General features: G+C 70.6%; 17 protein-coding genes. 7 read left to right on the forward strand and 10 right to left on the reverse strand.

The window, feature by feature from the left end; translation table 11 throughout:
* The first annotated feature begins 17 nt into the window (after window positions 1-17).
* Genes DX116_RS00685 through DX116_RS00695 form a run of 3 tightly spaced genes read left to right on the forward strand, consistent with a single transcriptional unit; the run spans window position 18 to window position 3,830 of the window.
* Window positions 18-1,664 carry a bifunctional 3'-5' exonuclease/DNA polymerase gene (locus DX116_RS00685; RefSeq protein WP_199715873.1) on the forward strand — a complete coding sequence of 549 codons (1,647 nt, stop codon included), beginning with the start codon at window positions 18-20 and terminating at the stop codon, window positions 1,662-1,664.
* Window positions 1,665-1,722: 58 nt separating this feature from the next.
* Window positions 1,723-2,364: a TetR/AcrR family transcriptional regulator gene (locus DX116_RS00690; protein ID WP_158591855.1), complete on the forward strand. Its 642-nt coding sequence runs from the start codon at window positions 1,723-1,725 to the stop codon at window positions 2,362-2,364.
* Complete coding sequence (locus tag DX116_RS00695) at window positions 2,361-3,830, forward strand: MFS transporter (RefSeq protein WP_119702332.1); 1,470 nt, start codon at window positions 2,361-2,363, stop codon at window positions 3,828-3,830. Before DX116_RS00690 ends, DX116_RS00695 begins: the two co-directional genes overlap by 4 nt.
* Window positions 3,831-3,901: 71 nt before the next feature.
* Here the strand turns inward: DX116_RS00695 and DX116_RS00700 are convergent, their stop codons facing one another.
* The 5 genes from DX116_RS00700 to DX116_RS00720 all read right to left on the reverse strand — a co-directional run bounded on the left by DX116_RS00700 (window position 3,902) and on the right by DX116_RS00720 (window position 18,105).
* Window positions 3,902-14,116, reverse strand: a complete 10,215-nt coding sequence (locus tag DX116_RS00700) for a calcium-binding protein (RefSeq protein WP_119702333.1) — start codon at window positions 14,114-14,116, stop codon at window positions 3,902-3,904.
* A 29-nt stretch (window positions 14,117-14,145) separates the two neighbouring features.
* Entirely contained in the window at window positions 14,146-15,960 is a 1,815-nt protein-coding gene (locus tag DX116_RS00705) for an Ig-like domain-containing protein (RefSeq protein WP_119702334.1), read from the reverse strand.
* Window positions 15,961-16,166: 206 nt separating this feature from the next.
* Window positions 16,167-17,003 (reverse strand): hypothetical protein, encoded by an 837-nt coding sequence (locus tag DX116_RS00710; RefSeq protein ID WP_119702335.1) that lies wholly within the window; start codon window positions 17,001-17,003, stop codon window positions 16,167-16,169.
* Between the two features lie 9 nt (window positions 17,004-17,012).
* Window positions 17,013-17,573, reverse strand: a complete 561-nt coding sequence (locus DX116_RS00715) for a GNAT family N-acetyltransferase (protein WP_233556521.1) — start codon at window positions 17,571-17,573, stop codon at window positions 17,013-17,015.
* Between the two features lie 121 nt (window positions 17,574-17,694).
* Entirely contained in the window at window positions 17,695-18,105 is a 411-nt protein-coding gene (locus tag DX116_RS00720) for a RidA family protein (protein ID WP_119702337.1), read from the reverse strand.
* A 79-nt stretch (window positions 18,106-18,184) separates the two neighbouring features.
* Here DX116_RS00720 and DX116_RS00725 point away from each other — a divergent pair, with 79 nt between their 5' ends.
* A complete protein-coding gene (locus DX116_RS00725) occupies window positions 18,185-18,556 on the forward strand; it encodes a winged helix-turn-helix transcriptional regulator (RefSeq protein WP_119702338.1) in 372 nt (123 codons plus the stop codon).
* 42 nt (window positions 18,557-18,598) lie between these two features.
* Here the strand turns inward: DX116_RS00725 and DX116_RS00730 are convergent, their stop codons facing one another.
* Entirely contained in the window at window positions 18,599-20,365 is a 1,767-nt protein-coding gene (locus DX116_RS00730) for a GNAT family N-acetyltransferase (RefSeq protein ID WP_119702339.1), read from the reverse strand.
* Between the two features lie 43 nt (window positions 20,366-20,408).
* Here DX116_RS00730 and DX116_RS00735 point away from each other — a divergent pair, with 43 nt between their 5' ends.
* Window positions 20,409-21,191 carry an alpha/beta fold hydrolase gene (locus DX116_RS00735; protein ID WP_119702340.1) on the forward strand — a complete coding sequence of 261 codons (783 nt, stop codon included), beginning with the start codon at window positions 20,409-20,411 and terminating at the stop codon, window positions 21,189-21,191.
* Between the two features lie 4 nt (window positions 21,192-21,195).
* On the opposite strand, the gene DX116_RS00740 is transcribed toward DX116_RS00735, so the two are convergent.
* Window positions 21,196-21,573, reverse strand: a complete 378-nt coding sequence (locus DX116_RS00740; protein ID WP_119702341.1) for a YunG family protein — start codon at window positions 21,571-21,573, stop codon at window positions 21,196-21,198.
* A 106-nt stretch (window positions 21,574-21,679) separates the two neighbouring features.
* Here DX116_RS00740 and DX116_RS00745 point away from each other — a divergent pair, with 106 nt between their 5' ends.
* Complete coding sequence (locus tag DX116_RS00745; protein WP_119702342.1) at window positions 21,680-22,090, forward strand: pentapeptide repeat-containing protein; 411 nt, start codon at window positions 21,680-21,682, stop codon at window positions 22,088-22,090.
* 36 nt (window positions 22,091-22,126) lie between these two features.
* Here DX116_RS00745 and DX116_RS00750 read toward each other — a convergent pair whose 3' ends face one another.
* The 3 genes from DX116_RS00750 to DX116_RS20385 form a co-directional block, all read right to left on the reverse strand.
* A complete protein-coding gene (locus DX116_RS00750; protein ID WP_119702343.1) occupies window positions 22,127-22,333 on the reverse strand; it encodes a hypothetical protein in 207 nt (68 codons plus the stop codon).
* 140 nt (window positions 22,334-22,473) lie between these two features.
* Window positions 22,474-23,358 (reverse strand): DUF6159 family protein, encoded by an 885-nt coding sequence (locus DX116_RS00755; protein ID WP_119702344.1) that lies wholly within the window; start codon window positions 23,356-23,358, stop codon window positions 22,474-22,476.
* 240 nt (window positions 23,359-23,598) lie between these two features.
* Window positions 23,599-23,724 (reverse strand): hypothetical protein, encoded by a 126-nt coding sequence (locus tag DX116_RS20385; RefSeq protein WP_267897677.1) that lies wholly within the window; start codon window positions 23,722-23,724, stop codon window positions 23,599-23,601.
* Between the two features lie 525 nt (window positions 23,725-24,249).
* Between DX116_RS20385 and DX116_RS00760 the strand changes: the two genes are divergently transcribed.
* Window positions 24,250-25,293 (forward strand): HNH endonuclease signature motif containing protein, encoded by a 1,044-nt coding sequence (locus DX116_RS00760; RefSeq protein ID WP_158591856.1) that lies wholly within the window; start codon window positions 24,250-24,252, stop codon window positions 25,291-25,293.
* Window positions 25,294-25,300: the final 7 nt, after the last annotated feature.

Here is a 25,300-nt window from a genome sequence, read left to right on the forward strand (position 1 = left end):
CCACCGCAAGGACGTCCGTGAACCGGCTGTCGCTGTCCCGCCTGCCCGACGACCGGGTGCTGGTCGTCGACGGCGACGCGCGGGTCGAGATCGCCGCGACCGACCTGCCAGGGCTCGTCGACGAGCGCGAGGCCGAGCAGCCGCGCTGGGTGTGGGACGACACCGCGCGCTGGTACCCGCCGCTGCTCGCGTCCGGGGTGCGCATCGGACGCTGCCACGACCTGCGGCTGGCCCATCACCTGCTGCGACGCGCGCCCGCCGCCGACCAGGCCCTGCTGAGCGGTGAGCAGTCCGAGCTGTGGGACCGGCTCGGGCCCACGACGCCGACCGCGCCGGCACTGTTCGCGTCCGACGACCCCGCCGAGCACCTGCGCGCCGACCTCGAGGACGCCCGCCAGCTCGCGGTCGTCGGGGCGAGCGGCGAGGCGTCGCGGCTCCGCCTGCTGCTGGCGGCCGAGTCGTCCGGCGCGCTGGTCGCCGCCGAGATGACCTTCGCGGGCGTGCCGTGGCGGGCCGACGTCCACGACCGGCTGCTCACCGAGCTGCTGGGGCCGCGACCGCTGCGCGGCATGCGTCCCCGCCTGCTCGAGGACCTCGCCGACCAGGTCCGACAGGCCCTGAGGTCACCCGACCTCAACCCCGACTCCCGCACCGACCTGCTGTCGGCCCTGCGGCGCACGGGGATCGACGTCCCCGACGTGCGCGCGTCGACCCTGCGCGCGGTCGACCACCCCGTCGTCGAGGTGCTGCTGCGCTACAAGAACCTCGCGCAGCTGGCCAAGACCAACGGGTGGGCGTGGAGCGACCAGTGGATCTCAGCGGGGCGCTTCCGGCCGTCCTACCAGCCGGCCGGCTCGTCGACGGGACGCTGGTCGTCCAACGGCGGGGGTGCGCTGTCGCTGCCTGCCCAGGTGCGCCCGGCCGCCGTGGCCGACGACGGGTGGCGGCTCGTCGTCGCCGACGTCGCCCAGCTGGAGCCGCGAGCCCTCGCCGGCATGAGCGGCGACCGAGCGCTCGCGGCGTCGGCTCGCGGAGCCGACCTGTACCAGTCGATGGCCGATGACGGCGCGGTCGCGAGCCGGATCGAGGCCAAGATGGGCCTGCTGGGTGCGATGTACGGGGCCACGAGCGGCGGCAGCGGACGACTCGTGGCCGCGCTGACCGAGCGCTACCCCGCCGCCTTCGGGCTGGTCGAGGAGGCGGCTCGTGCCGGCGAGCGCGGCGAGGTCGTGCGGACGCTGCTGGGCCGTGGCGCCCCTCGGCTCGGCGAGACCGACGACGTCGACCCCGACGACCCGGCCGTCGACCCCGCGGGCCGAGCCCGCGACCGACGGGCCTACGGACGCTTCACCCGCAACTTCGTGGTGCAGGGCACCGGCGCCGAGTGGGCCCTGTGCTGGATCGCCGACCTGCGCAACCGACTGTGGAACCTGGGGGCCACCGGATCGCTCGTCGAGCGTCCGCACCTCGTGTTCTTCCTGCACGACGAAGTCGTGGTGCACGCGCCCGCCAGCCTCGCCGACGACGTCGTCTCGCTCATGGAGCAGGCCGCTGCCACGGCGTCGGCGCTGTTGTTCCGCGACCTGCCCATCGACTTCCCGCTGACGACCTCGATCGTCACGTCCTACGCCGACGCGGGAAAGGCCGGCACCGGCACGGAGTGACCCGGGGCACATGACTCTTACGATACGGACCCGTTCCGTTTCGTGCTACGGTTTTCGGGTGCACGATGCAACCAACACGTCCGACGAGACACCCAAGGGACGCCCTCGCGACCCCTCCCGCGACGAGGCGATCATCGACGCCGCGCTCGACCTGCTGGTGCGCGACGGATACGACCGGCTCTCGATGGAGGCCGTCGCTGCCCTGGCCGGCGTCGGCAAGGCGACGGTGTACCGGCGCTGGAGCAACAAGGCCGAGCTGGTCATCGATTCCATGGCGACGGTCAAGCCCGTCATCGACTCGATCGACTCCGGGTCGTTCGACGGTGACGTCGACCTGATCGTCGCGGCGTCGTGCAGCCCGCCCAACCAGCGGCTCCTGCAGATCATGGCGAGCATCTGCTCGGCGCTCCCGCGCGAGCCGGAGCTCCTCGCGGCGTTCCGGTCGCGCTTCACCGAGCCGCGTATCGAGGCGATCACCGCGATCCTCCAGCGGGCCCGCCGCCGCGGCGAGCTCGGGCAGGACGTCGACATCGACATGGCCGCGAGCATCGTCCCGTCGCTCATGCTCCAACGGGTGCTGATGACCGGTCAGCCCGCCGGACGCGCCTACGCCGAGAAGGTCGTCGGCAGCGTGCTGCTGCCGGTGCTCGGCCTGCCCCCACGCCCCTCCTCCCCCACCCCCCACGGAGAGACCCCATGACTGAAGCTCCCCCCTCGCACGCGACCCGCAACGGCGGGCTCGCCCTGGCCGTGATCTGCGTGGCGCAGCTCATGGTCGTGCTCGACGCCACCGTCGTGAACGTCGCGCTGCCCAGCATCCGCGCCGATCTCGACTTCTCGGCCAACAACCTCACGTGGGTCGTCACGGCCTACTCGCTGGCCTTCGGCGGGCTCCTGCTGTTCGGCGGACGCACCGGCGACCTGTTCGGGCGTCGACGCATGTTCATGATCGGCATCGCGATCTTCGCGGTCGCGTCGCTCGTCGGCGGGTTCGCGAACGGCGAGGCGATGCTGATCATCGCCCGTGCCGCCCAGGGTGCCGGTGGCGCCATCGCCGCTCCCACCGCTCTGGCCCTGCTCGCCACGACGTTCACCGAGCCGGCCGCACGGGCCAAGGCGTTCGGGCTGTTCGCGGCGATGGCAGCATCGGGCGGCGCGCTCGGCCTGCTGCTCGGCGGCGTGCTGACCGACTACGCCAGCTGGCGCTGGGCGCTGTTCATCAATGCGCCCATCGGTGCGATCGTGCTGTTCCTCGCGCCCCGCGTGCTCAACGAGTCGCAGGGCTCCGACACCAAGCTCGACCTGCCGGGCGCCATCACCGTCACGGCCGGCATGTCGACGCTGGTCTACGGGCTCACCAAGGCCGCTGACGACGGCTGGGGCTCGACGACGACGATCGTGACGCTCGCCGTGGCCGCAGCCCTGCTGGTGGCCTTCGTGCTGATCGAGCACCGCACCCAGCACCCGCTGATGCCGTTCCGCATCTTCGGCGACCGCAACCGCACCGGCGCGTACCTGATCATGCTGTTCCTCGCGGCGGCGCTGTTCACGACGTTCTACTTCTTGGCGCAGTACCTGCAGAACGTGCACGGCTGGAGCCCCCTGCACACCGGCATCGGCTTCCTTCCCATGCCGGCGACGATCATGTTCATGTCGATCGTCGTCGTGCGCCGCCTGATCCCCCGCCTCGGCATCCGTCCGTTCCTGACGGTCGGCCCGATCCTGGCGATCGCCGCGATGCTCTCGTTCTCGCAGCTCGACGCCAGCAGCAGCTACTGGCCGTTCCTCGGCTCGATCCTGCTGCTGGGTGTCGGCATGGGATGCAGCTTCGTCCCGCTCACGATGACCGCCGTCAACGGTGTCGCACCGCACGAGACCGGGCTCGCGTCGGCGCTGCTCAACACCGGTCAGCAGGTCGGTGGGGCCATCGGCCTGGCCGTCTTCGGGACGGTCTTCGCGCACGCCTCGAGCGACCGGGTCGCCGAGCTCGGCGATCGCGCCGGCAGCGCCGCCGGCCAGGCCGACGCGTTCGTGGCGGGCCAGCAGCACGCCTTCCAGGCGGCGATCGTCGTCACGGCCCTCGCGCTCGTGGCGTCCCTGGCACTCATCCGCGTCAACAAGGTGGCGCCGCCGACAGGCGCCGCTGCCCCGGTGCTCGCGGAGTAGCCGCGACACCCCACGCTCCGGCGACGACGAAGGCCCCCACCGTGCGGTGGGGGCCTTCGTCGTTCGTCAGGTCAGCGCTCGCACACGAAGCCGGGACGCCCCGGGAACTTCGTGATGCGCTCGCGGATCGGGACGGCCAGCTCGCTCGAGCCCACCGCACCGGACGCCGCCGCCAGCTCGCGCAGCGCCTTGACCATCGACGAGTCCGACTCGTCCATGACCTTGCCGGTGCCCCGGCCCGTGCGGCAGACCTTGAACGCGTTGGCCTTGGCCTTCCAGTCGATCAACCGGTCGCCCTGCGCGCGGCGACGGCTGCTGCCCGTGTCGCCCTCGTCGGCCTGCAGGCCGTCCGCGCCCGATCCGCCGTACAGGAGGTCGCCGCCGTTGGTCGTGCGGCGACGCGTGTCGGTGTCCTGGCTCGGAGCCACCAGCTTCCACAGCGCGGCGTCACGGGCGCGGCGCTTGACGTCGAGCAGGTCGTTGCCCTCGCCGCCGAACATCCGGTCGTGGCCGACCCCGCCCCAGATCGCGTCCGCACCGTCACCGGCGAAGACGACGTCGTTGCCCGCCCCCGCGTTGACGACGTCACGGCCTGCTCCGGCGTGGATCGAGTCCCCGCCGTCGTCGCCCAGGATCACGTCGTCGCCGCCGAGCCGCGCGTGGGTCGTGGTGACGACCCGCACGAGGGTGCCGCGCGGACGGACGACCTCGCGGATGAAGGGCTTCTTGCCCTTGCTCTTCACCGTGCGGTTGACCGCACCCAGCGAGGCCGCCGGGGTCGGCACGTCCACGCCCTGGTCGCCGATGATGGCGTCGTCGCCGGCGCCGCCCGCCAGGACGTCGCCGCGCACCGCGACACCGCCGATCTGCTGGGCGGGACGGCGGGTGCCGCTGTTGTCGAACTGGCCGTACAGGTCGTCGTCGCCCTGTCCTCCGACGAGCTGGTCGCTGCCGGCCCAGACCCCGGGCTTGGAGTCGGCCATCGCGACCTTGCGCACGGCGTGCGGGCCCGAGGCGCCGCCGCCGAGGACCGCGAGAGGTCCACCGCGGGTGACGCGACCGTTGTCGCCGAGCAGCACGTCGCGGGCGTCGCCGCCGTCGAGCGCGTCGTTGCCGTCGAGCAGGCCGGACGCCGACGCGTCGGTCAGCTTGGCCGGTGCCGTCAGCAGCCGGTCGTCGACCGAGCCGCCGGACGCCGTGATGACCGCACCGGTGCGGCTCGAGCCGCCGCCGACGAGATCGTCCTCGCCGGCGCCGCCGACGAGGCTGTCGGCACCGTCGTTGCCCTCGAGGTAGTCGTCGCCCGATCCACCCGCCAGGCCGTCGTTGCCGGTCTGGCCGAACACCAGGTCGCGTCCCTCGTCGCCGTTCAGCGAGTCGTCGCCGCCGGTGCCCCGCGGAGCCCTCGACGTGGCGGTCGCCAGGTCGAACAGCAGCACCGACCGCAGCCGCGTGCCGTCGACCCGGGTCAGGGTCGTGGTGTCGAGGCGGGCGTTGTCGCCGGCCAGCACGTCGTCGCCCGCTCCCCCCGAGAGCGTGTCGTTCGTGTCGAGCTGTCCGGCGCCGCTGCGGCTGGGTGAGATGACGCCGTCCTGCGACGAGCTGCCGCCGGTGAGGACGTCGTCGTCCTCGCCGCCCGACAGCGTGTCGGTGCCGGCATCGCCCTCGAGCACGTCGATTCCCGCCTCGCCCGAGACGCGGTCGTCGCCGCCCTGACCGAACAGGCGGTCGTCGCCGGCGCCGCCGACGATCGTGTCGCCACCTGCGACACCGCCCGGTCCGTTCGCGCCCGGCGCCGGGGCGTCGAGCAGGTTCACGAACAGCGAGTACGCGGTGGGCGTGGTGCCGTTGTCGCCGAGGAGCACGTCGTCTCCCCCGTCGCCGTGCAGGACGTCGGCCTGGTCCGCGGTGGCCGCGGTCCAGGAGCCGCCGAGAACGTGGTCGTTCCCGTCGCCGCCGCTCACGGTGTCGCCACCGGCGCCACCCTCGACCGCGTCGTTGCCGGCTCCGGCCTCGATGACGTCGTCGCCGCTCTGACCGACGATCAGGTCGTCCTCGCCGCCGCCCGACATCGTGTCGTCGCCGCTCGCCTCGGCACTCGGAGCCGCGTCCTTGGTCAGCGGGACGTCGAACAGGGTCATCGCGACCTCGCTGCGGACGTTCTGCCACCGAGGACGGATCTTCGTGCGGTCGATCTGCAGGCGGGCGTTGTCGCCGACCATGACGTCCGAGCCGTCGTCGCCGTCGACGCCGTCGTCGCCGACCACGGTGTCGTCGCCGTCCGGCGTGCCCGCGGCCGTGCGGTCCTTGGTGACCTCGCCGGTGGTCGACGAGCCGCCGACCACCAGGTCGTCACCGTCGTCGCCCTGCACGCGGTCCGATCCCGGGCCGCCCTCGACGACGTCCTGGTCGGGGCCGCCGTAGGCCTCGTCGTTGCCGCTCTGGGCGAAGACCCAGTCGTTGCCGACTCCGCCGTAGACCAGGTCGTCGCGCGTGGCGGCGTCCGCAGTGGGCTTCGTGTCGAGCAGCGTCACCGCGACGTTGCGGATCGGGGACGGGTCCTCGTCCTCGGGCAGCGAGGTGCGCTCGAGGGTGCCGTTGCCACCCAGCACGACGTCGTCGCCGCCGTCGCCGAACACCTCGTCGCGGCCGTCCACGGCATCCTTCTCGGCGCTGCCGCCGGCCAGCAGGTCGCTGCCCGATCCGCCGCGCAGCACGTCCGCGTCGGCGTTGCCGAACAAGACGTCGTCGCCCGCGTCGCCGGCCACGAGGTCGTCACCGGAGTCGCCGTGCACCAGGTCGTCGCCGTCGCCGCCGCGGACCAGGTCGTTGCCCGGCCCGCCGAAGACGTTGCGGTCGTCTCCTCCACCGGCGTCGACGTAGTCGGCTCCGGCGCCGCCGGCCAGACGCGTGTCGACCTCGTCACCGCCGAGCACGCAGTCACCGTTGCCCTCGGCCCCGGTGATGCCCGCGAGCGGGATCGAGCCGGTGTCGCCGAGCTTGGTCGTGGTGCGGGCCTCGATCTTGCCGTTGCCGTCGAGGTCGACCTTGCCGTCGTCGAACACGACGTCCGAGACGATGCCGGTGAAGCCGGCACCCGTCGAGGTCGTCACGACGCCGTCGACGACCGACATGCCCTCGAGCTGGCCCGTGTCGTTGCCGGCCAGGTCGCCGTCGAGGTCGATCTTGCCGCCGACCACGCTGGTCGACGTCGAGCAGACGATGCTGCGGCCGGTGGCCGTCGCGTCGGCGGTGGCCGCAGCCACCTCGGTCTTGCCATCGGCGTTGTCGCCGTCGACGACGTCCACGCCGGACTCGCCGAGCAGCAGGTCGGAGCCTGCGCCGCCGGCGATCGTGTCGGCGCCGGTGCCGCCGCGCACGAGGTCGTCGTCGTCGTCGCCCTGCAGGTCGTCCTGGCCGCCCGAGCCGTAGACCCGGTCGCGACCCGGCCCACCGCGGACGATGTCGTCGCCCTGCAGGTCCTCGGCGACATCGGTGCCGTCGCCGTCGAGGACGTCGTCGCCGGCACGACCGCACACGCGGTCGGCCCCGCCGCCGCCGGAGAGCGTGTCGCTGCCGGCGCCACCGATGACGATGTCGAGGTCGTTGCCGCCCGTGACGACGTCAGGGCCGACCTCGCCACTGGCCCCCGGGCTGGCGCACTGCGCGGCCACCTGCTCGGTCGTGGGCAGCGCGACGGTCGGGATCTTGTCGACCTTCACGTCGAGCAGCTGACCGGTCGGGCTCGTGCCCACGACCGTGACCTCGCCGGTGTCGGCGAAGGTCGCGCCGGCCGAGGCGTACTCGCCGCCGACGACGACGTCCGAGCCGTCTCCGCCGGTGACGGAGTCGGCACCGTCACCACCGACGACGAGGTCGCCGGAGTCGAGCAGCGGACGGATGCGGTCCTTGGCGGACAGCTGGAACTGTCCGCCCGGATCGGCGCCGATGCCACCGTCGAGGACGTCCTTGCCGCCGTTGCCACGCACCTCGTCGGCACCCGGGCCGCCGTTGACGCGGTCGTCGCCGTCGCCGCCTGCGACACGGTCCTGGCCCTGTCCGCCGTCGATCTGGTCCATGCCGATGCCGCCGGTGACGACGTCGTCGCCCAGCCCGGTGCGGATCGAGTCGTCGCCCTCGTCGCCGGCCACGACGTCGTTGCCGTCGCTGGTCTCGATCGTGTCGGACTCCGACCCGCCCGTCACGACGCTGTCGGCCGTGAACTTCGGAGCCACGTAGCCCTCGTCGTCCGGGCCGAGCATGACCGCGTTGCCATCGGCGTCCTCGGTGACGGCCGGCATCGGGTACATGCGGATCGTGTCGGAGCCGTCACCCGCGTCGGCCTTGACGACCGTGCCCTCGGGCACCTCGTAGTTCTGCACGAGGTTGAACGCGCTGACCTGCAGCTGGATCTTGCCGTTCTTGGGCGCACCGACCTGGCGGACGGTGTACTTCTCGGCGCGCTCCTCGTCGAAGCCCTTGCGGTTGCTCCGCTCGCTGCCCATCGTGAGCACCAGGTTGTTCTTGCCGTCGATCGTCCGCTGGGTGGCCAGCACCGGCTCGTCGACCGAGCAGTTGAACTCGAACAGCTTGATGCGCGGGCTGCGGACGATGTCGAACGACTCGTGCACCGTGTAGAAGATCAGCTCGATCATGAAGTAGAACGACAGCACGAACGAGATGCCCGACGAGACGTTGAACGCGCACGCAGGACCGGTGGCCGAGCCGGCGAACTCGTCGGTGTAGATCTTGCCGTCGCCGTTGGGGTCGAAGGCGTCGAGCGAGAGGTCGAGCGTGGCCCCGCCGCTGATGCCGGCCGACACGATGCCGATGCTGATCGCCGCGCCCGCCGTGACGGTGAAGGTCAGCTGGATCTCGGGGACGTCGGCGCCCTTCTCGAGGTCGTCGATGTAGAAGCCGTCGCTGAACAGGGACGGCTTGGTGCCCTGCGTGATCAGCGAGCGGAAGCCGCCGACGTCGCCGGTGTCCATGCCCTCGATCTTGCGCGACAGACCCCTGGTGTCGAAGCCGAAGGCGAACCGTCCGTCGAAGCCGACGGTGCCGCCGATCGTGGCCGTGACGGGGATCGGGCCGACCGCGAACGGGCCGAAGCTCCTGACGATCTGACCCTTGATGCCGGCGTGACCGAGGTCGACGTAGAGCATCGTGGCGTCACCGGTGTCCTGCAGCAGGTTGAAGATCTGGCTGGTGTCCTGGAGCACGGGCAGCGAGACGCTCGGCAGGCTGATGTAGGGGGACTTCGTGACGGTCTTGTCGATCTTGAGGCCGGCGGGGTCCTTCTCGGGCTTCTCGCCCTTGACGTACTGCTTCATCTTGTCGAAGTTGCCCAGCTTGCAGCGGCCCGTGTCGCCCTTGCCGCCGTTCTCGCGCTTGAACTCCTTGCCGGCGGCCGTGCCGGTCTCGGTGCACTTGCCCGCGACGCCCGTCTTGTAGGGCGCCACCTTGAAGCCGCCGATGTCGCCGGCGCCGATGTCACGCAGGTCGATCGAGCCGTCCGGCGTGTAGGCCGCGACGTTCTGCAGCTGCAGCAGGTTGATGATCAGGTTGATCGGCGTGTCCTTCTTCTGCAGCAGCGTCAGCAGGGTCGTCGGGCCCTTGCCGACCAGCTCGGACAGCTGGCTCACGACCGGGATGGGCTTCGACAGCTGGTCGACCGCCGGGTTGAGCGGCGCGGTCCAGGCCAGGGCCTTCTTGAAGCCCGGCAGCACGGCCTCGTTGAGCGTGCCGACGTCGAGCTTGAGCTTGCTGTAGGCCACGCCCGGGTCGAGGTACGTGCCGTTCTCCCAGGAGTAGTCGATGCCGCCGACGATGTCGAAGAAGCCGACCTTGCCGGCGAACGACTCGAAGTACGTCGAGACCTTGCCGTTGCCCGTGACGTCACGGGTGAACGCGGCGCCCTTGTCGGCCAGCGCCGGGACGAAGATGCGTCCGTTCTCGGTCGCGGGCGGAGCGGTCACGTTGACGACGGTCGTCGCGTCGAGCTTGGTCGAGCGGTTGGTGCCGTCGCGGCGGTCGACCATGACCGAGGGGAACTTGCCGACGTAGGCGTCGATGCACTCGGTCTTGTCCGAGCTCGCGCTGGCGAACGGCTGGATCGTCGAGCGGGACAGGCCGCTGCCGACCTGCTTGGTCCACTCGGTCGACCGGGTCCACTCCGAGCAGCGCTCCTTGGTGTAGGCGCCCAGGTTGGCGTCGACCTCGACCTTGAGCAGCGGGTCGGTGTCGGTGGAGTGGTTCAGCGTGACGTACGAGCCCTTGCCGCGGGCGACGCCCATCGTGAGCTGCAGGTCGTACGACGCCGTCGCGGGCACCGTGAGGTCGGTGATGATGGTCGAGCCGATGGGGCCGACGTGGAACGGGACGTCCTTGGTCGTCGGCGCCTTGCCCTTCAGGCTCATCGGCACCTCGATGTTCTGCACGTCCGCGACGGTCGACGAGTCGGTGCACGCCGTGCCGCAGGTGATGACCGGGTCGCCCGAGGTCGACGTCAGCTTCTTGCCGTCGGCGCTCGTGTTGAGCTTCGTCAGTGCCGCCTTCAGGTCCGTCGCGAGCTTGGAGACCTTGTCGGTCTCGGCGACGGACTTCTCGACCGGCGCCAGGGCGGCCCGGGCGGCCGAGACGTAGGTCCTGACGTCGGCGGGGACGTCGGTGCCGGCGTCGAGGTCGGTGCCCACCAGCGGGAGGCTCATCGGGATCGTCTCGTTCTCGAGCAGCTGGTCGCCGTCGAGGGCGTCCACCAGCGTCGAGTTCAGGGCGCCGAGGCCCTCGGCCAGGAAGCGGTAGGCGATCGGCTGCGGCTTCATCGAGCCGCCGCTGCCGCCCGAGCTCTGGTCGGCCTCGAGGGCCACGTCGAGCGCGTCGGTCGCCGGGGTGCTGACGATGGGGAGCTTCAAGCAGGCGGCCACCTTGGCGGACTTGGGGGTGCTGCCGCAGCCCTGCGCGCTGCCGTCGACCGAGCGTGTCTGCTCCATCTTGTCGGCCAGCGAGGTGATCGGGATCCACGTCTCGTCCGAGCCGGCGGGGCTCGTGACGGAGCCGACGCCGATGCCGACCTGGATGTCGTCCTTGGCGCCCGAGGTGACGCGCGCGGAGCCGTAGTCGGTGGGGCGGTCGGCCAACAGCTGGCGGACGTTGCCGAGGTCACCGTCGATGCCCGTGATCTTCTCGGACGTGCCGGTGTCGGCACGCACGGACGAGCTGGCGTCCGCGAGGTCGACGCCGATGACGAACCGGGCCTGCGAGGCGACCTTGACCGGAAGCTTGGCCACCGCGTCGGAGTCGTCGTAGACCTTGACGTCGCTGTCGCCGACGGCGATGCGCAGGGGCGCCTGGCGCTGACCCGTCGTCTTCAGGGCCGACTCGAGGACGAGCTTGCCGGAACCGCTCGTGCTCAAGGTGAACTTGAGCTCGCGGCCGCTCTTGTCCTCGGTGTCCTGACCGTTGACGTGCTCGCCCATCAGCGTGGTGAACGTCTTGGCGAACTCCTGCATCGTCGACACCCGCGGGATCGAGGTGGTGCCGGGTGCCGAGACGTCGGTGTCGATCTGACCCTGGATGTCGTTGATGACCTTGCCGAGCCCGTCGCGCGCGGCGCTGATCTCGGTCGGCAGGACGTCGACGAGCGGGAACGTGCGGTCGGCACCGAGCTTGTCCGACGGCGTGGTGAACGTGTTGAGCACGGCGGCGAGGTCCTCGACCACGATGTCGCGCATCGCGTTCTGGTCGCCCTCGATGACGTACGGGTGGCCGGCCTTGGCCACGCCGTCCTTCAGGGGACCTTCGGTGCACTTGAGCTGCTGCGCGTCGATCACGAGGTACTGCGTGCAGACCGTGCTGCTCGCCTCGCCGCCCAGGTCGTACAGCGGACGATTGACGACGCGGTCGGCGGCAGCGACGTCGGCCAGGCCGAACTGCTTGACGAAGTCGGCGCTCGAGTCCTTGATGATGCCGTCGCCGGATCCGGCCGTCATGGTCGACTGGCGGGCCGGGACGATGTCGAGCAGGCGCAGCTTGTCGAAGTCGCCACCGGTCGTGACCTTCGGCAGGGCGGCAGGCGTCAGGTCGCTCCACGACGCCTCGACGGTGCCGGTGGACTTGATGGGCCGGGAGTCCGCGGCGGCGGTCTGCTGGGAGTCCTGCACCTTGAGCGTCGCCTTGGCGGACAGGCCGCGGGTCACCGACGGCGCCTTCGAGGCGTCCTTCGTCGGGGTCAGCAGACTGGCCACCGTGACGGCGTCGCCGACGCTCTCGGTGCTGGGCAGCGTCACCGAGCCCGTGGGCACCGACACCGACGCGGCCTTGCCGCTCTGCGAGACGGAGTAGTCGGTGACGTCCACGTCGGCCTGCAGGAAGCCGATGCGGGCCACCATCTGGGCGTCCTTGGTCAGCTTCGCCGAGGCGTCGTCGACCTGGTAGATCAGGCCGTCGTCGCCCGGCACCACGTAGAACGTCGGATCGGCGGGGGCCTGCTGGCCCGCGACCGGCTCGACCGGCTTGGTCAGGCCGATGCCGAAGTCGGCGGCGAAGGTGCGTCCGTCGAGCTTGACCGACGCGGCACCCTCCTCGGGGGTGACGGTGGTGCCGTCGGCCTGGTCGCCGGTGGGGCGGCAGACGCGGGGGGCGCTGTTCTTGACCGCCTGGCAGAGGCCCGACAGACCGGTCAGCGGGGCGAGGTTGCCGTTGCCACCGGTGGGGACGCTGGTGCCGTCCTCGTCGGGGTCGTCGCCCTGCTCGCGCACGGCGATCTGCAGCGACTTCTTGGTCGGGTCGTAGCCGACCGTGCCGTCGAGGCCCAGCTTGTCGATGGCCTGGCCGAGGTCCTGGATCGAGGTGACGGCCGAGCGCGCGACGTGCTTGCTGCCGTCCTGGGCCGTGAAGGAGACGCGCAGGGTCGGGAAGCCGTCACCACCGGAGACGGCGACGTTCTTGGACGGTGCACGGCTCAGGGTGCCGGCGGTGCTGCCGGAGATCTTGACGCCGTCATCGGGCGACGACCACGTGATGTCGGCGCCGGCCTTCGGCTCGAAGCTCGTGGTGGTCGCCTGGCAGTAGCGGACCTCGCCGGGGCGCGGAGCACCCGACGGGGGCGAGGTGTCGGCGGCGCCGCACACGATCGAGGCGGTGGCCTGCTCGGTCAGCAGGTCGACCAGCTGGTTGGCGGGCGAGAACAGGTCGGTCAGCTTGCGGTCGAGCAGGGGGAACGACTGGTCGACCGATGCCTCGACCGCCTGCATGGCACTGGTGTACTGCGTGAATCCGGAGATCGCCTGCAGACGGGTCAGCGAGGAGAGGTCCTTCAGGGCGGTCTCGCGCGCGACCTTCGGCTCGGCGTAGCTGCCCTTGGCCTTGGCGTCGCGGGTGCCGACCGTGACGGTGCCCGTGGCGCTGCTCTCCATCGGGGTGCTGAGGCCGATGTCCATCGCGACATCGTCCGCGCCCGGCGTGGTGGTGGTGTTGAACAGCTCGGACGCGCTGCTGAACTCCAGGTCCTCGGTGGTGATCTGGCCGCGGCCGTTGGGGTCGCGCAGCGCCAGCACGGTGGTGCTGTCGACCTTCGCCGTGCCGGAGGCGTCGACCTCGACGAAGCCGTCGACGGCCTTGAAGTCCGGAACGTCGACCTGGTCGACGTCGGTGCCGGTGCCCGTCTTGCTCGTCCAGACGTGGGTCGTCAGGTCGGGGGCGCCGACGACCGAGAACTTGCGCAGCTCGAGGGCCTTGCTGTCGTAGCGGAACCGGATGGTGGTGTCGAGCGACGCCGCCAGCTTGCCGTCGAGCGTCGCCGTGCCGAACTGCAGCTGGTCGTCCTGGTAGGTCAGCGCGACGGGACGGGCGGCCCTGAGCGCGACCTTCATGGTCCACTCGCGACTGCCTGCGGGGGCGTCGGCCAGCGGGGGCACTTCCTTGACGGTCAGCGGGCCGTCGGCCGGGAAGGCCTCGCCCAGCGTGTCGAGCGTCGTGTCGGAGTCGGCCGACAGCGCGTCGTCGACGAGCGTCCCGATCGCGGTGTCGAGCGACAGGACGTCGCGGACCGACGTGTCGGTCAGCGGCAGGTCGTCCGACAGTGCCGGCTGCTCGGCAGCGGCCGCGAGGGCGCTGCCGAGCTTGATCAGCCCGATGCGGACCGACGAGACGTCCTTCGGCAGCTCGGCGGGAGCCGCCGACGCCGGGGACTGTCCGAGCAGCGGGACCAGCATCGACAGCGCGGCGACGCTGGCGACCGTGGCCCTACGACGAGGGTTGAGCTGGAGAAGCCGCAGAGAGCTCACGGTGGTCCTTCTGTTCGGAAGTTATTGAGTTATCGGACGTTGACGGCGCGCGACTGGTCGGCGATCGACGTCGACGTCGATCGGACCACGGCGACGTACTTCGTCTTGGCCTTCTTGTTGCGGTCGCGGATCGCGAAGGCTGCGGTGCCCGTCTTGCCCAGCTTCTTGCTGCCGACGAGCTTCTGCTTGCCCTTGACGACCTTGTAGAGGTTGACGCGTGCGCCCTTGGCCAGCTTGGTCGCCGAGACCGTCAGGCGGTCGACGCGACCGCCGGAGGACTTGCCCTTCGTGCGGGCCAGGCGGGCGTTGACGGCGGCACCGAACGCGGCCGAGCCGTTGAGCTCCTTGCGCCGGTTGCCGTCGGTGACCTCGGCGGTGATCAGCGCCCGACCGCGACGCGTCCCGATGAACGAGTAGGTGGCCTCGCCGAGCGCGTTGGTCGACTTGGTCGCGACGACGTCGCCGTTGGTGGCGTCGGGGCCGAAGCGCAGGAACCGCACCTGGAAGCCCTCGATCGGGTTGCCCTGCTGGTCGACGGCGCGGACCGTCTGCGTGACGGTCGTGCCGACGCGGACGGTGTCGCTCACCGACGACGACATCGAGTAGCGGGAGGCGTTGAAGTCGATCTCGTACGTCGTGGTGGCGGTGCTGCCGACCGCGTCCGGGCGGGCCGCAGGATCGGTGACGCGGGCCGCACCACCCTGGTTGTTGATGTAGCGGTACGACGGCGCCGACTCCCACGTGCCGGTGACGGTGATCCGGTCGGCGACGTTCGAGACCACGAAGATGTCGCCGATGGTGTCGAAGTTCGACTGGAATTCTGTGTCGTCGGCGATGTAGTCCTTGAGGCGTCCCGTGTAGTCCAGGTAGATCGTCTGGTCGTCGACGGGGTTGCCGAACTGGTCGAGCGCGAAGACGTCGTAGTACGTCTGGTTGCCGGCGAGCGTCGGGTTGACGGGGTTCGTCTGCTCACTCGTGGGCGAGGTGCGGATGGCGACCCGTCCGTTGAGCGTGTCGTCCGTCGACCAGTCGACGACGTCAGAGGCCGCCAGGCTGCCGCTCAGCTTGACCGTCGCGGCGACGCGTCCGTCGTCGTCGAAGCCGGCGTCGCGGGCGATGCCGACGTCGAACTTCAGCACGCCGTTGGCGTCGGTGACACCGGTGAGGCGGGTGCCGAGGTTCGTCAGGTTTCCTGCCTCGTCGCCGATGCGGCTGGGAGTGGCCTCGCCGCCGGTGAAGAAGCCGTGGTCGACCGTCAGGGAGTAGGCCTGGCCCGCGACCGGGTCGGGCTGGCTGTCGAGATCGGTGCCGAAGGTGTTGTCGGGGGCGGTGACCGTCAACGTGCCCTCTTGGACGAGACCCGGCGTGCTGGCACCCAGGCCGTCGATGGTCGCGGTGCTGGTGCCGACGGCCAGGTCGAGCGTCGCCGTCGGGGCGCCCATGGTGCCGGCCGGCTCGTCGAGGACGGCCGTGAGCTTGTAGGTGCCCGGCCCCTGGCTGATGGGCAGCGGCACGACGAACGCGCCCTTGACGTCGGTGGCCTGGACGTCCGCGCCCATGGCGGGGAGGGTGACCGGCGTAGCGTTCGGCGCGAACGGCGTGACGGTCCACGAGTAGCGCAGGTCCTGGCTGTCGTCGACGTCGACGGCGTCGGTGCCGTCCGTGACCTGGACCGTGATGTCGCCGTCGGCGTAGTCGGCGACCTGGAAGGCCTTCCCGTCCTGGGAGCGGGCGTCCAGCGTCAGGCTGGGCGCAGCGCTGGCGGGCGAGTAGGAGAAGGCGGAGGCAGCCAGCGCGGCGGTGACGCCGAGCGCGAGTGCGCGAGAGGTCTTGACGGTCTTCATGGTGAGTTCTTCCTCTAGCGGGAAGAGATTCCCGGCCGAATGCTCACCGTTCAGGGACGCGTCCAGTGGCCGCGGAAGACCGCACGACACCCCACCGAATCACCGATCCCCTCGGTGACGCGCGAGAAGCGTAACCCTGAGTAACTGCCAAGATCGCACGGAAAATCGAAAACCATCACAAGGGACTAGACGGCATGGTCCGCATGTCATCGAGCGGCGCTCGAGCCCCCTTCGAGGGCCTGGGCCTCGTCCCGGGTGAGCTTGATGCTGCCGAGTCGCGTGCGCCGTCCGCCCTTGGAGGGAGCCGGGACGGCGACCGTCAGGATGCGGTCGTCGCCCTCCCCCAGCAGGCAGCCGGCTGCCGCCGGGAACCACCGCGCCGCGGGGGCCGCGCGGAGCGTCTTGCGCTCCTGGTTGAACACCTCGATCTGGTCCTTGGCGTGGACACGGCGGACGATGTCGGCGCGCACCTGCTCGAGCACGGCGACGAAGGCGTCCGCCCGCATGCCGGGTGCCGAGACGAGCACGATGGGCTCGCCGAGGTCGCGGGCCCGGTACTGGGCCGCTCCGCCGACCGACCGGTGGTCGTGGACGACGTGGCTCGGGCCGTCGGTGTTGAGGTTGACCCAGCCCGACGGCGCCTGGAACGCCACCCATCCCTCGCGGCGGAACCGCCGGAACTCACGCCGGATGCGCGTCACGATCGAGACGCGGGCGATCGCCAGCAGCACGACGGCGACCGCGGCCCACCACACCGACGGCGAGTCGACGAACCACCGCCACGTCAGGCCCACGTCGCCATCGGCATCGGCGATCAGCGTCCCGCCCCACCGGAAGACCTCCCACGCCATGATCGGCCCGCCGACGAGCAGCGGCAGCAGCGACCACTCCCCGCGCTGGCGAACGCGCCGGCGGAAGCCCTTGAGCGTGCTCACCTCGCGCTCGACGTCGGCCCGGATCGTCTCGAGTCGTGTCAGCGACTCCGGTGCCGCCCATGGCGCGAAGCCCGATGTGACGTCCTTGCCCCTGCCCCGTCCAGCCATGGTCCGACCCTAGGGCGTGCCCTGGCCGGGCTTCGTGGCGCGGCGGCTCATCGAGTAGACGACCGGACCGTCCGGGATCGTCGTCGTCGCGTCGACCGCGAAGCCCAGCCGCTCGTACAGGCGCACGTTCCGGCCGTCGGAGGTCTCGAGCGCGACCGGCACGCCGCCCGCGTCGATCGTGGCCAACCCCTCGGAGGTGACGGCGGTGCCGAGCCCTGCCCCTTGGTGCGCCGGGTCGACGCCGACGGTCTCGAGCGTCCACGACCCGGCAGGCGGCTGGGGCAACGCCACCTGCATCAGCGCTTCGAGCCGTGATCCGTGCAGCTCGGCCACCTGCCGTCGAACTTGCTCGCCGGGTGCTGAGGCATCCGGCGGCAGGAAGGCCGCGACCGCACGCACGTGCTCGTCGACGACGACGATGCCGTGCTCGAGCGCGTGGCCGAGGTAGAGGCGCTGGACCTGGTGCAGCCGACCTCGGTAGTCCTCGTCGGGCAGCGCCCATCGCGTCCACGCGTAGCTGTCGAAGGCTCCGGCCAGCACGCGCGCGGCGGGCTCCAGATCGGACTCCACCGCTGGACGAGTTGCGGGACCCACGTCTTCGACCTCCTGCGTACGACGATGATGTGCTTCGCGCCGCTCGACCGGCGCCTCACCATCGTCCCAGCCGAGACGGCAGCGTCGTCGACGACCGTCAGTCGAGGATCGCCGTCGCCTCGACCTCCACCAGGACGTCGGGCTCGAACAGGTAGTCGACGCCGATGAGCGAGGCCGGCGGCAGCGGGAGCGACAGGCCGACCTCGGGGGCGACCTGCTCGAGCCCGGCCATCAGGTCGTCGATCTTCTCGGGGCTCCACCCCGTCACGTAGAACGTGAGGCGCAGGACGTCCGCGAACGTCGCACCGGCGCCCCTCAGACCTGCGGCCGTGTTGCGCAGCGCCTGTGCGACCTGCCCGGCCAGGTCTCCCGCTGCGACGGGCGTCCCGTCCTCGAGGCGGGAGATCTGCCCGCTCACGTGCACGTGCCGGGCACCCGTGCCGATCGCGACGTGGTGGTACGGGGTCTCGGCGGACAGACCATCGGGGGTGAGGAACTGGACGGCCATGGTGGCTCCTTCGTGTCGATTCGGTTGGTATATCCTTGATACCTAGTAGTCGCAGGACACTTCAACGAAACCAGGTCTCATGCCGGATACCGCCCACGACTTCGTCATCGCCCTGCCCCATCGAGAGCTGCTCGACCAGATCCTCGACAAGTGGTCGCTCAGCGTCATGAACGAGCTCTGCGAACGCCCGTGCAGGTTCAACGAGCTGCGTCGTTCGATCCCCGCCGTGACCCAGAAGTCGCTCACGGCAACCTTGCGACGTCTCGAGCGCAACGGACTCGTCGAGCGCCGGCTGCTGACCTCGCGGCCGGTCGCGGTCGAGTACGCCATCACGCCGCTCGGCAAGACCTTCCGCGCCCCCGTCGAGGTTCTCCTCACCTGGGCCGATGCGCACATGCCCGAGATCCAGCAGGCGCGCGACACGTTCGACGACGAGTCGCTGGGGCTCTGACCCCTCAGTCCTCGATCACCGACGTCCGGCGTCGCGGTGACGTCAGAGCGGACGCTTGAGTCCCACGTGGTTGGTCTCGTAGCCGAGGCGCTCGTAGAAGGCGCGGGCCCGCTCACGTCCCTCGTCGGTGGTCACCTGCGCCAACGACGCACCCCGGGCGCGTCCGTGCTCGTGGGCCCACGCGAGCATCGCGGCACCCACGCCGTGCGACCGCTCCCCCGCCGCGACGCGCAGGCCCTCGATCTGCAACCGGGTGGTGCCGGCGCGCAGCAGGCCCGGGATGATCGTCAGCTGCATCGTGCCGACGACGCGGCCGGACTCGTCGCGGACGACCGCGAGGTACTGCGACGTGTCGCGGGCGACGACGTCGAAGGCCGTCTCGTACCTCGCCGCCCGCGGGTCCTCGCGCGATCCGCCCACCTCGTCGTCGGCCAGCAGCGCGACGACCGCGGGGACGTCCGAGCGCGTGGCCCGCTGCACGCGGTACTCGCGGTCGCCGACCGCGAGCCTGCTGCTGGCCGAGGCGCGGGCGAGGCGCCGCAGGCGCTCGACGAGCCGGTCGAGCCACTGCCCCACGTGCTGCCGTGCGTCCGGGGTGTCGGGGTAGCGGCAGCGCAGGTGCAGGCCGCTCTCGTCGAGGATGAACCACAGCATCACGCCGTCGGTGCGGATCGCGGCGCTGATGTACTGCGCCTCGAGCCCGGCGGCGTCGACGCGCACGGGCAGGCGTCGCAGGTCGAGCCACGAGATCGCGAACATGCCGGGCGCCTCGGGCATCCCGCCCCACGGGCTCAGGATGTCCGCGAGCGGCCACGAGCCCAGCTGCACCGCCTCCTTGACCGAGGCTGCGCAGGCGCGGGGATCGGCGTCGGCCGACTCGAGCACCGAGTTGGTGATGAACCATCCCGCCGAGTCGTGCCACGTCGCCTCGTAGCGGCTGTGCACCGGGAAGACCGCTCGCAGCGACGTGCCCGCCAGCTCGCGCGTGACGCCGGTCATCGCCGAGACGGCCAGCGCGAGCGTCGAGACGCCGTCGGCAGAGGCCTGTGCCGAGAAGGCGGCGCTGTCGTCGACGTCGAGCACGTCCCGCACCTCGACGCGCTCGGCGTGGGCGGCCGGCTCGCCCAGCGGCAGCGGGAAGCGCGGCATCGTGCCGCCGCTGCTCTCGATGACCTCGCGCCACCGCCGGTGCACCTCGTCGGGCGCGGGCGGTCGGTCGCGCAGCGCTGCTGAGTGGTCGGCGAACGAGGGCGCTTCGCCGAGCTCGGGGTCGCGTCCGGCGGAGATGTCGCCGAGGCCGGCCAACAGGTCGCGGACGATCACGAGCATCGACCACATGTCGACGTGCGCGTGGTCGGCGGCGATGACGACGGTCGGGCCGGTCGCGGTCTCCAGCACGCTGAGCCGGTGCGACGGCCGCGAGTACGGGGTGCACGCCGCGTCCAGCTGGTCGCGCAGCGCGTCGTTGACCGACTGGCCGGGGGCGATGTCGTGCTCGGTCCAGGCGCCGGGTGACACCTCGACCTCGTGCAGGCGCGGCTCGCCGTCGTCGCCTGGCACGAAGACCGACCGCAGGGTGCCGTGCCGGGCGATGACCGCGAGCCAGGCCGTCGCGAGCGCGTCCCGCGGGACCGGCTCGGGCAGGCGGAACGAGATCGCCATCCACGAACCGGGGCGTTCGCCGGCGTGGACGTGGCGCCGCTGGTCGAACGACACGGTGAGCGGGCGGCCCGGCGCGGAGACCCTCACGTCGTACCCCATCAATCGTCCGAAGGGGAGGCGCAGATGGGCGACGTTGGTCAGTCGCATGGCCGATACCCTAGCCGTCCCACGTGACGCGAGGAGGACGACGGTGAGCACCTTCGCGGTCCCCGGCGCAGACCTGGCCCTCGGGCTGAGTGACGAGGGCGGCCATCCGGTCGTCCAGCTGCACGGGCTGACGTCGAGCCGGTCGCGCGACCGCCTGCTCGACCTCGACCTGGGTCGCGGTCTCAGCGGCACGCGCCTGCTGCGCTACGACGCCCGCGGGCACGGACGCTCGACGGGCCGCGCCGAGCCCGACGACTACCGCTGGGAGAACCTCGCGGACGACCTGCTGCGCCTGCTCGACGCGTACTTTCCCGGCGAGCGCGTGCACGGGGTGGGGCCGTCGATGGGCACCGCGACGCTGCTGCATGCGGCCGTCCGCGAGCCCGACCGCTTCAGCGGGCTGACCCTGCTCGTGCCGCCGACGGCTTGGGAGACGCGTGTCGCCAAGGCCGACGACTACCGGGCCGCTGCCTCGCTGATCGAGCAGCAGGGCCTCGAGGTCTTCCTCGAGGCAGGACGCCTGCAGCCCGTCCCGCCGGCGACCGCAGGCCTGCCCGAGACGCAGCCGGACGTCGACGTGAGCCTGCTGCCGTCGCTGTTCCGCGGCGCCGGGGCGACGGATCTGCCGTCGCCCGACGCCATTGCGGGCATCGACGTGCCGGTAGCCCTTCTGGCCTGGGTCGACGACCCGTCCCATCCGCTGTCGACCGCCGAGGCGCTGCTCGACATCCTGCCGTCCGCCACGCTCGCGGTGGCCTCGACCCGAGCCGACCTCGAGACCTGGCCGACCGTCCTCGCCGCGGACGTGGCGCGTTCCGCGGGCTGACCGTCTACGTCGAGTCGGCGAGCAGTGCCGCGACCCGCGAGGCCAGCAGCTCGTACTGGACGTCCATGCGAGTCGGCCCGGTCGGCCGCTCGACGTCGGTGCCACCGACGACGACCTCGTGCGGCGCGAACTGCTCGATCGTGGCATCGACGACCTGGCCGTCCGCGAACCGGTTCCACCAGTGGAAGTCGACCTGCCGCCCATCGACGCGCACCTCGCCCCGCACCAGGCAACCGCCGAAGTAGTCGTGCAGCAGGACCGCGGTGGTGGCGCACTGCCCGCGCGCCGGGTTGTCCGGCCGCCAGTCGGACACGTCCTCGGGCGCACACGTGTCCGGCCCCCACGACCCCCGCAACGCCTGCAGCACCTCGTCGATCGACATGCCGCGAACCTACGCGCCGGGCCTGACAGTCGGTCGGCGCAGGCACGGTCTTCACTAGCCTGGCGAACGTCCGGCGGCTGCCCCGTCGATCGTCGACACTGGTGCCATGGAGACGAGCTGGAGAGACCGGTTGCAGGGCCTCTCGGCGACAGCCACGATCAAGCACGAGAACTTCGCCGGCTTAGACCTCGTGAGCCTCGAACCAGGTAACTACGGGTTCGACCGTTGCGACTTCTGTGCTGCGGACCTTCGACTCGCGACGCTCGATCGGCGTCACTTCTTCTTCTGCGACTTCAGCCGGACCGACCTGACCGGCGCGTCGATGCGCGGGGCGACGTTCGCCGGATGCAACTTCACCGACGCGAACCTCACGAACTGCGATCTCACCGGCTCGACACTGACCTACGTCAACACCGGCGGCTCCAACGGTGTCACGGTCATGACCGGTGCCCGGCTCAAGGGCGCACGGCTCAACGGCGTCGTTGCCGAGCGCGTCGTCGGCTGGCATCAGCAGTAGCCAGCAGCCTGTCGGTAAGCCGTGAGCGACTAGGTCTTACGTCGGCCTGCGGTTGCCGTCGTCGTCGAACGGCACGGGCCAGCCTCGCCGGATGAAGAGTCGATTGACGGCGGACCGAAGCCGCCGAGGGACGTAGCCGACCTGCAGGCCCATCCCGCCCCTCGGAAGACGTCGCGCGCAGTCATAGACGATGTATCCGACGATCGCCACCAGCACGACGACGGGCAGGATCGAGGTCGTCATGCACCCACCGTGCCTGCTTGCACCGGCACGTGCCAGTTGCCGTCGCCAAGAATTGTGGTGCGATGCATCGTTCCCGTCGTGGACCGAGCGCATCCCATCACAGCGAATACCGTGAACCGCAAGCCTGAACGATCAGACGCTCAACCCTTGGACCTGAAGGCGTCCGCCAGCACGCGGGTGTCGATACCCGGCGTGGGCAGGGCGACGGCGTAGCGGTAGATCAGCGCCCGGGCGTACGTGCCCGCAGCACCGATCACGCTTGCCACGGCGATGAGCGCGGCGCCGGACACGACCGCGAGGACGAAGCCGATCACGACCAGCGCCGGAGGGCCCGTGAACACCAGCACGGCGGCGAACACCAGCACGGCGCCCGGCACCAGCCAGAACCCGAAGGCGATGATGTTGCCCTTGACGGCGGTGCGCAGGCTGGTGCCCCACGTGTCGCGGAGCACGCGGGTGGATCGCCTCACCGCCGTCAGCGGGCCGACGTCCTCGGTCACCAGAACCGGCACCACCACGTAGGTGGCGATGCCCCACGCGAGTCCTCCCACGAAGTTGAGGACGGACCCGAGGAAGCCGAGCTTGTCATGGATGACCTGCAGCACGAGACCGGCGGTCGCCGTCACCAACGACCAGGCGACGATCTTCTTCCAGTACGTGCGGGCGTCACGCAAGCACGACGTCGCGGTGGGCTCTCCGCCGTCCGCGCGTTGGTTGGCGCCGATCACCAAAGCGACCTGGAAGTACACGGAGACCACGGTCGCCCCGAACCCGGAGAGTGCCGCACCCGTGTAGTAAGCGAGCTTGCTGTGGTGTTGGTCGTTCACGAACCAGCCGATGCCGTAACCGGGGAAGAAGAGCGCGACGGCAGCGATCACGCCGAACACCATGCCGATGAACGGCAGCGCGAACATCTGCTTGTCCTGACGCAGCAACGCGAAGGTGGCTCGCAGCATGTCCTGGCCGAGCGGGTATCCGGAGCCAGGCTCGACCCTCTCCGGGTGTGGAGCCTCGGTGTCGGACATGTGGCCTCCTTGGTCGTTCCCCCGTCGCAGATCGTTGCACGCCGGGACCAGATCCGCTCGTGAGGCCGGACAGCGACCGAGCTCGCAGCGGCCAGCCTCGCTCGAACTCCAGCGAACCGAGCGTCTGCTGGAAGGCGTCGAGCTGCTTCTTCAGGACATCGGCCAGGCTGGTGTCGGCGGCGAGCTGGACGATGTAGAACGTCGAGTCGCCCTCGGGTGCGTGCGGGTAGGTGCGTGCGCCTAGGCGAGGATCGCGGCCACGGGCGTGTCCTGCACCAGCACGGCGAACTTCCGGCCCTTCACGCTGACGGTGTGGAGCGACGTCTTCTGACCTTTCGCCTTGGCTTGGCGCTGCGCGTTCGCCATGGCCGACGCCGCCCTCGCCTGGTCGCCTGGCCCGGCCTAGACCGAGATACGGAAGTGCTCGTCCTTGCTGTACGCCCTCATCGTGTCGCCGTGTGCCTGTTCGTACGACGCTGGGAACTTCCAAGACACCTGCAGAAGCGCGCCGGCGAACAGCGTGCCCACCCGGACGTTGCCGAGCTGGTCGAAGGATCGGATCCTTCGCTCGACGAACAGGCCGCGACAGTCATCGAGAGGATCGTTCCTGCGGTGACAGCCACGATCGTGCGCGCCTTGAGCATGAGCCGTCCCGGGGAGCGATGCGTCCATACCGGCCCGTGCAGGCTATCGGCGTCGCGTTGAAGAGGGAGATGGACGGACGTCTCCGGCAGTTTCGATCGTTCTCCACACCCTCTCGTTGCAGTCAAAAGGAGTGTCGGTGGTGGCCTCTAGGTTGGATGTATGGCCACCTCGACAACCGATCCGATCGATGTCTTGACTGACGTCGCGCGGGATCGTGCTCGGGGTGAGTTTCGTGAGCTGGCGGCGATGTTGGAGTTCCGCGACCTGGAGCTGGAGCGGATCGAGGCCGAGGTCGAGTCTGCGATCAAGCGGTTCAACGAACGTGGCGCGATTGCTTTGGAGATCGGTGAGGCGATTGGTTTCAGCGAGGGTCAGGTGCAGCACCGGTTGTCGTTCGCCGACACCGTGCGCGATCAGTCACCTACGACGTGGGCGGCGTTCGGTGAGGGTCGTGTCGATCTGGCGCGGGTGCGCGAGATCGGGCACACGATCAGCCAGCTGAAGCGGGCCGAGTCCGTCCACCGCCTGAATCGCCGGGTGGTCGAGTACGCGCAGACGCACACGGTGGCTGAGCTGCGAGCCTGGCTGAAGCGATTCGTCCGCCGGGTCGAGGCCGACCTCGCGATCGAGCGGGCCGACGACGAGCGGGCCAAGCGGCACGTGAGCTTTCAGCACGGTGACGACTCGATGGGATTCCTCGGCGCCTATCTGCCGGCGCACGAGCTTGCTGCGGTCGAAGACCGCATCCGCAAAGCCGCACGCCGAGATGTCGATCCTGATGACGACCGGACGGTGGCTCAGCGGGAGGCCGACCTGCTGGTCGCGTGGTGCACCGAGTCCGACGCCGCAGAGGCCGTCGTCGACGCCAACATCGCCGTGACCGTCGATGCCGACGTGTTGGCTGGTGCAAACCCCGGGTTTGCGGAGTCCGCCGACGGGCGCTGGGGCGTCCCGGCCACCTGGATCGCCGACGTCGTCGGCTCAGGCAGCACCTTCTGGCACCGGATCGTGGTCGACCCGGTCGGTGACGACATCCTCGCTCACGAATACATCGGACGATTCGCCCCCGACGTCCTCAACATCGCCCTCAGATTCCTCTACGGAACCTGCCAGTCGCCGGGATGCATGGTCCCCGCAGAACGGTGCGACATCGACCACCGAGTCCCGTTCCCTCACGGACCGACCCGCGGCGACAACCTCGGCCCCTTGTGCCGAAGACACCACACCTATAAAGGCCACGGCATCCTGCACTGGACCACCAGACCCCAGCCGGCCACCCCGGCAGCCTGACCGACGA

Source organism: Aeromicrobium endophyticum, assembly GCF_003586285.1.
Lineage (GTDB): Bacteria > Actinomycetota > Actinomycetes > Propionibacteriales > Nocardioidaceae > Aeromicrobium > Aeromicrobium endophyticum.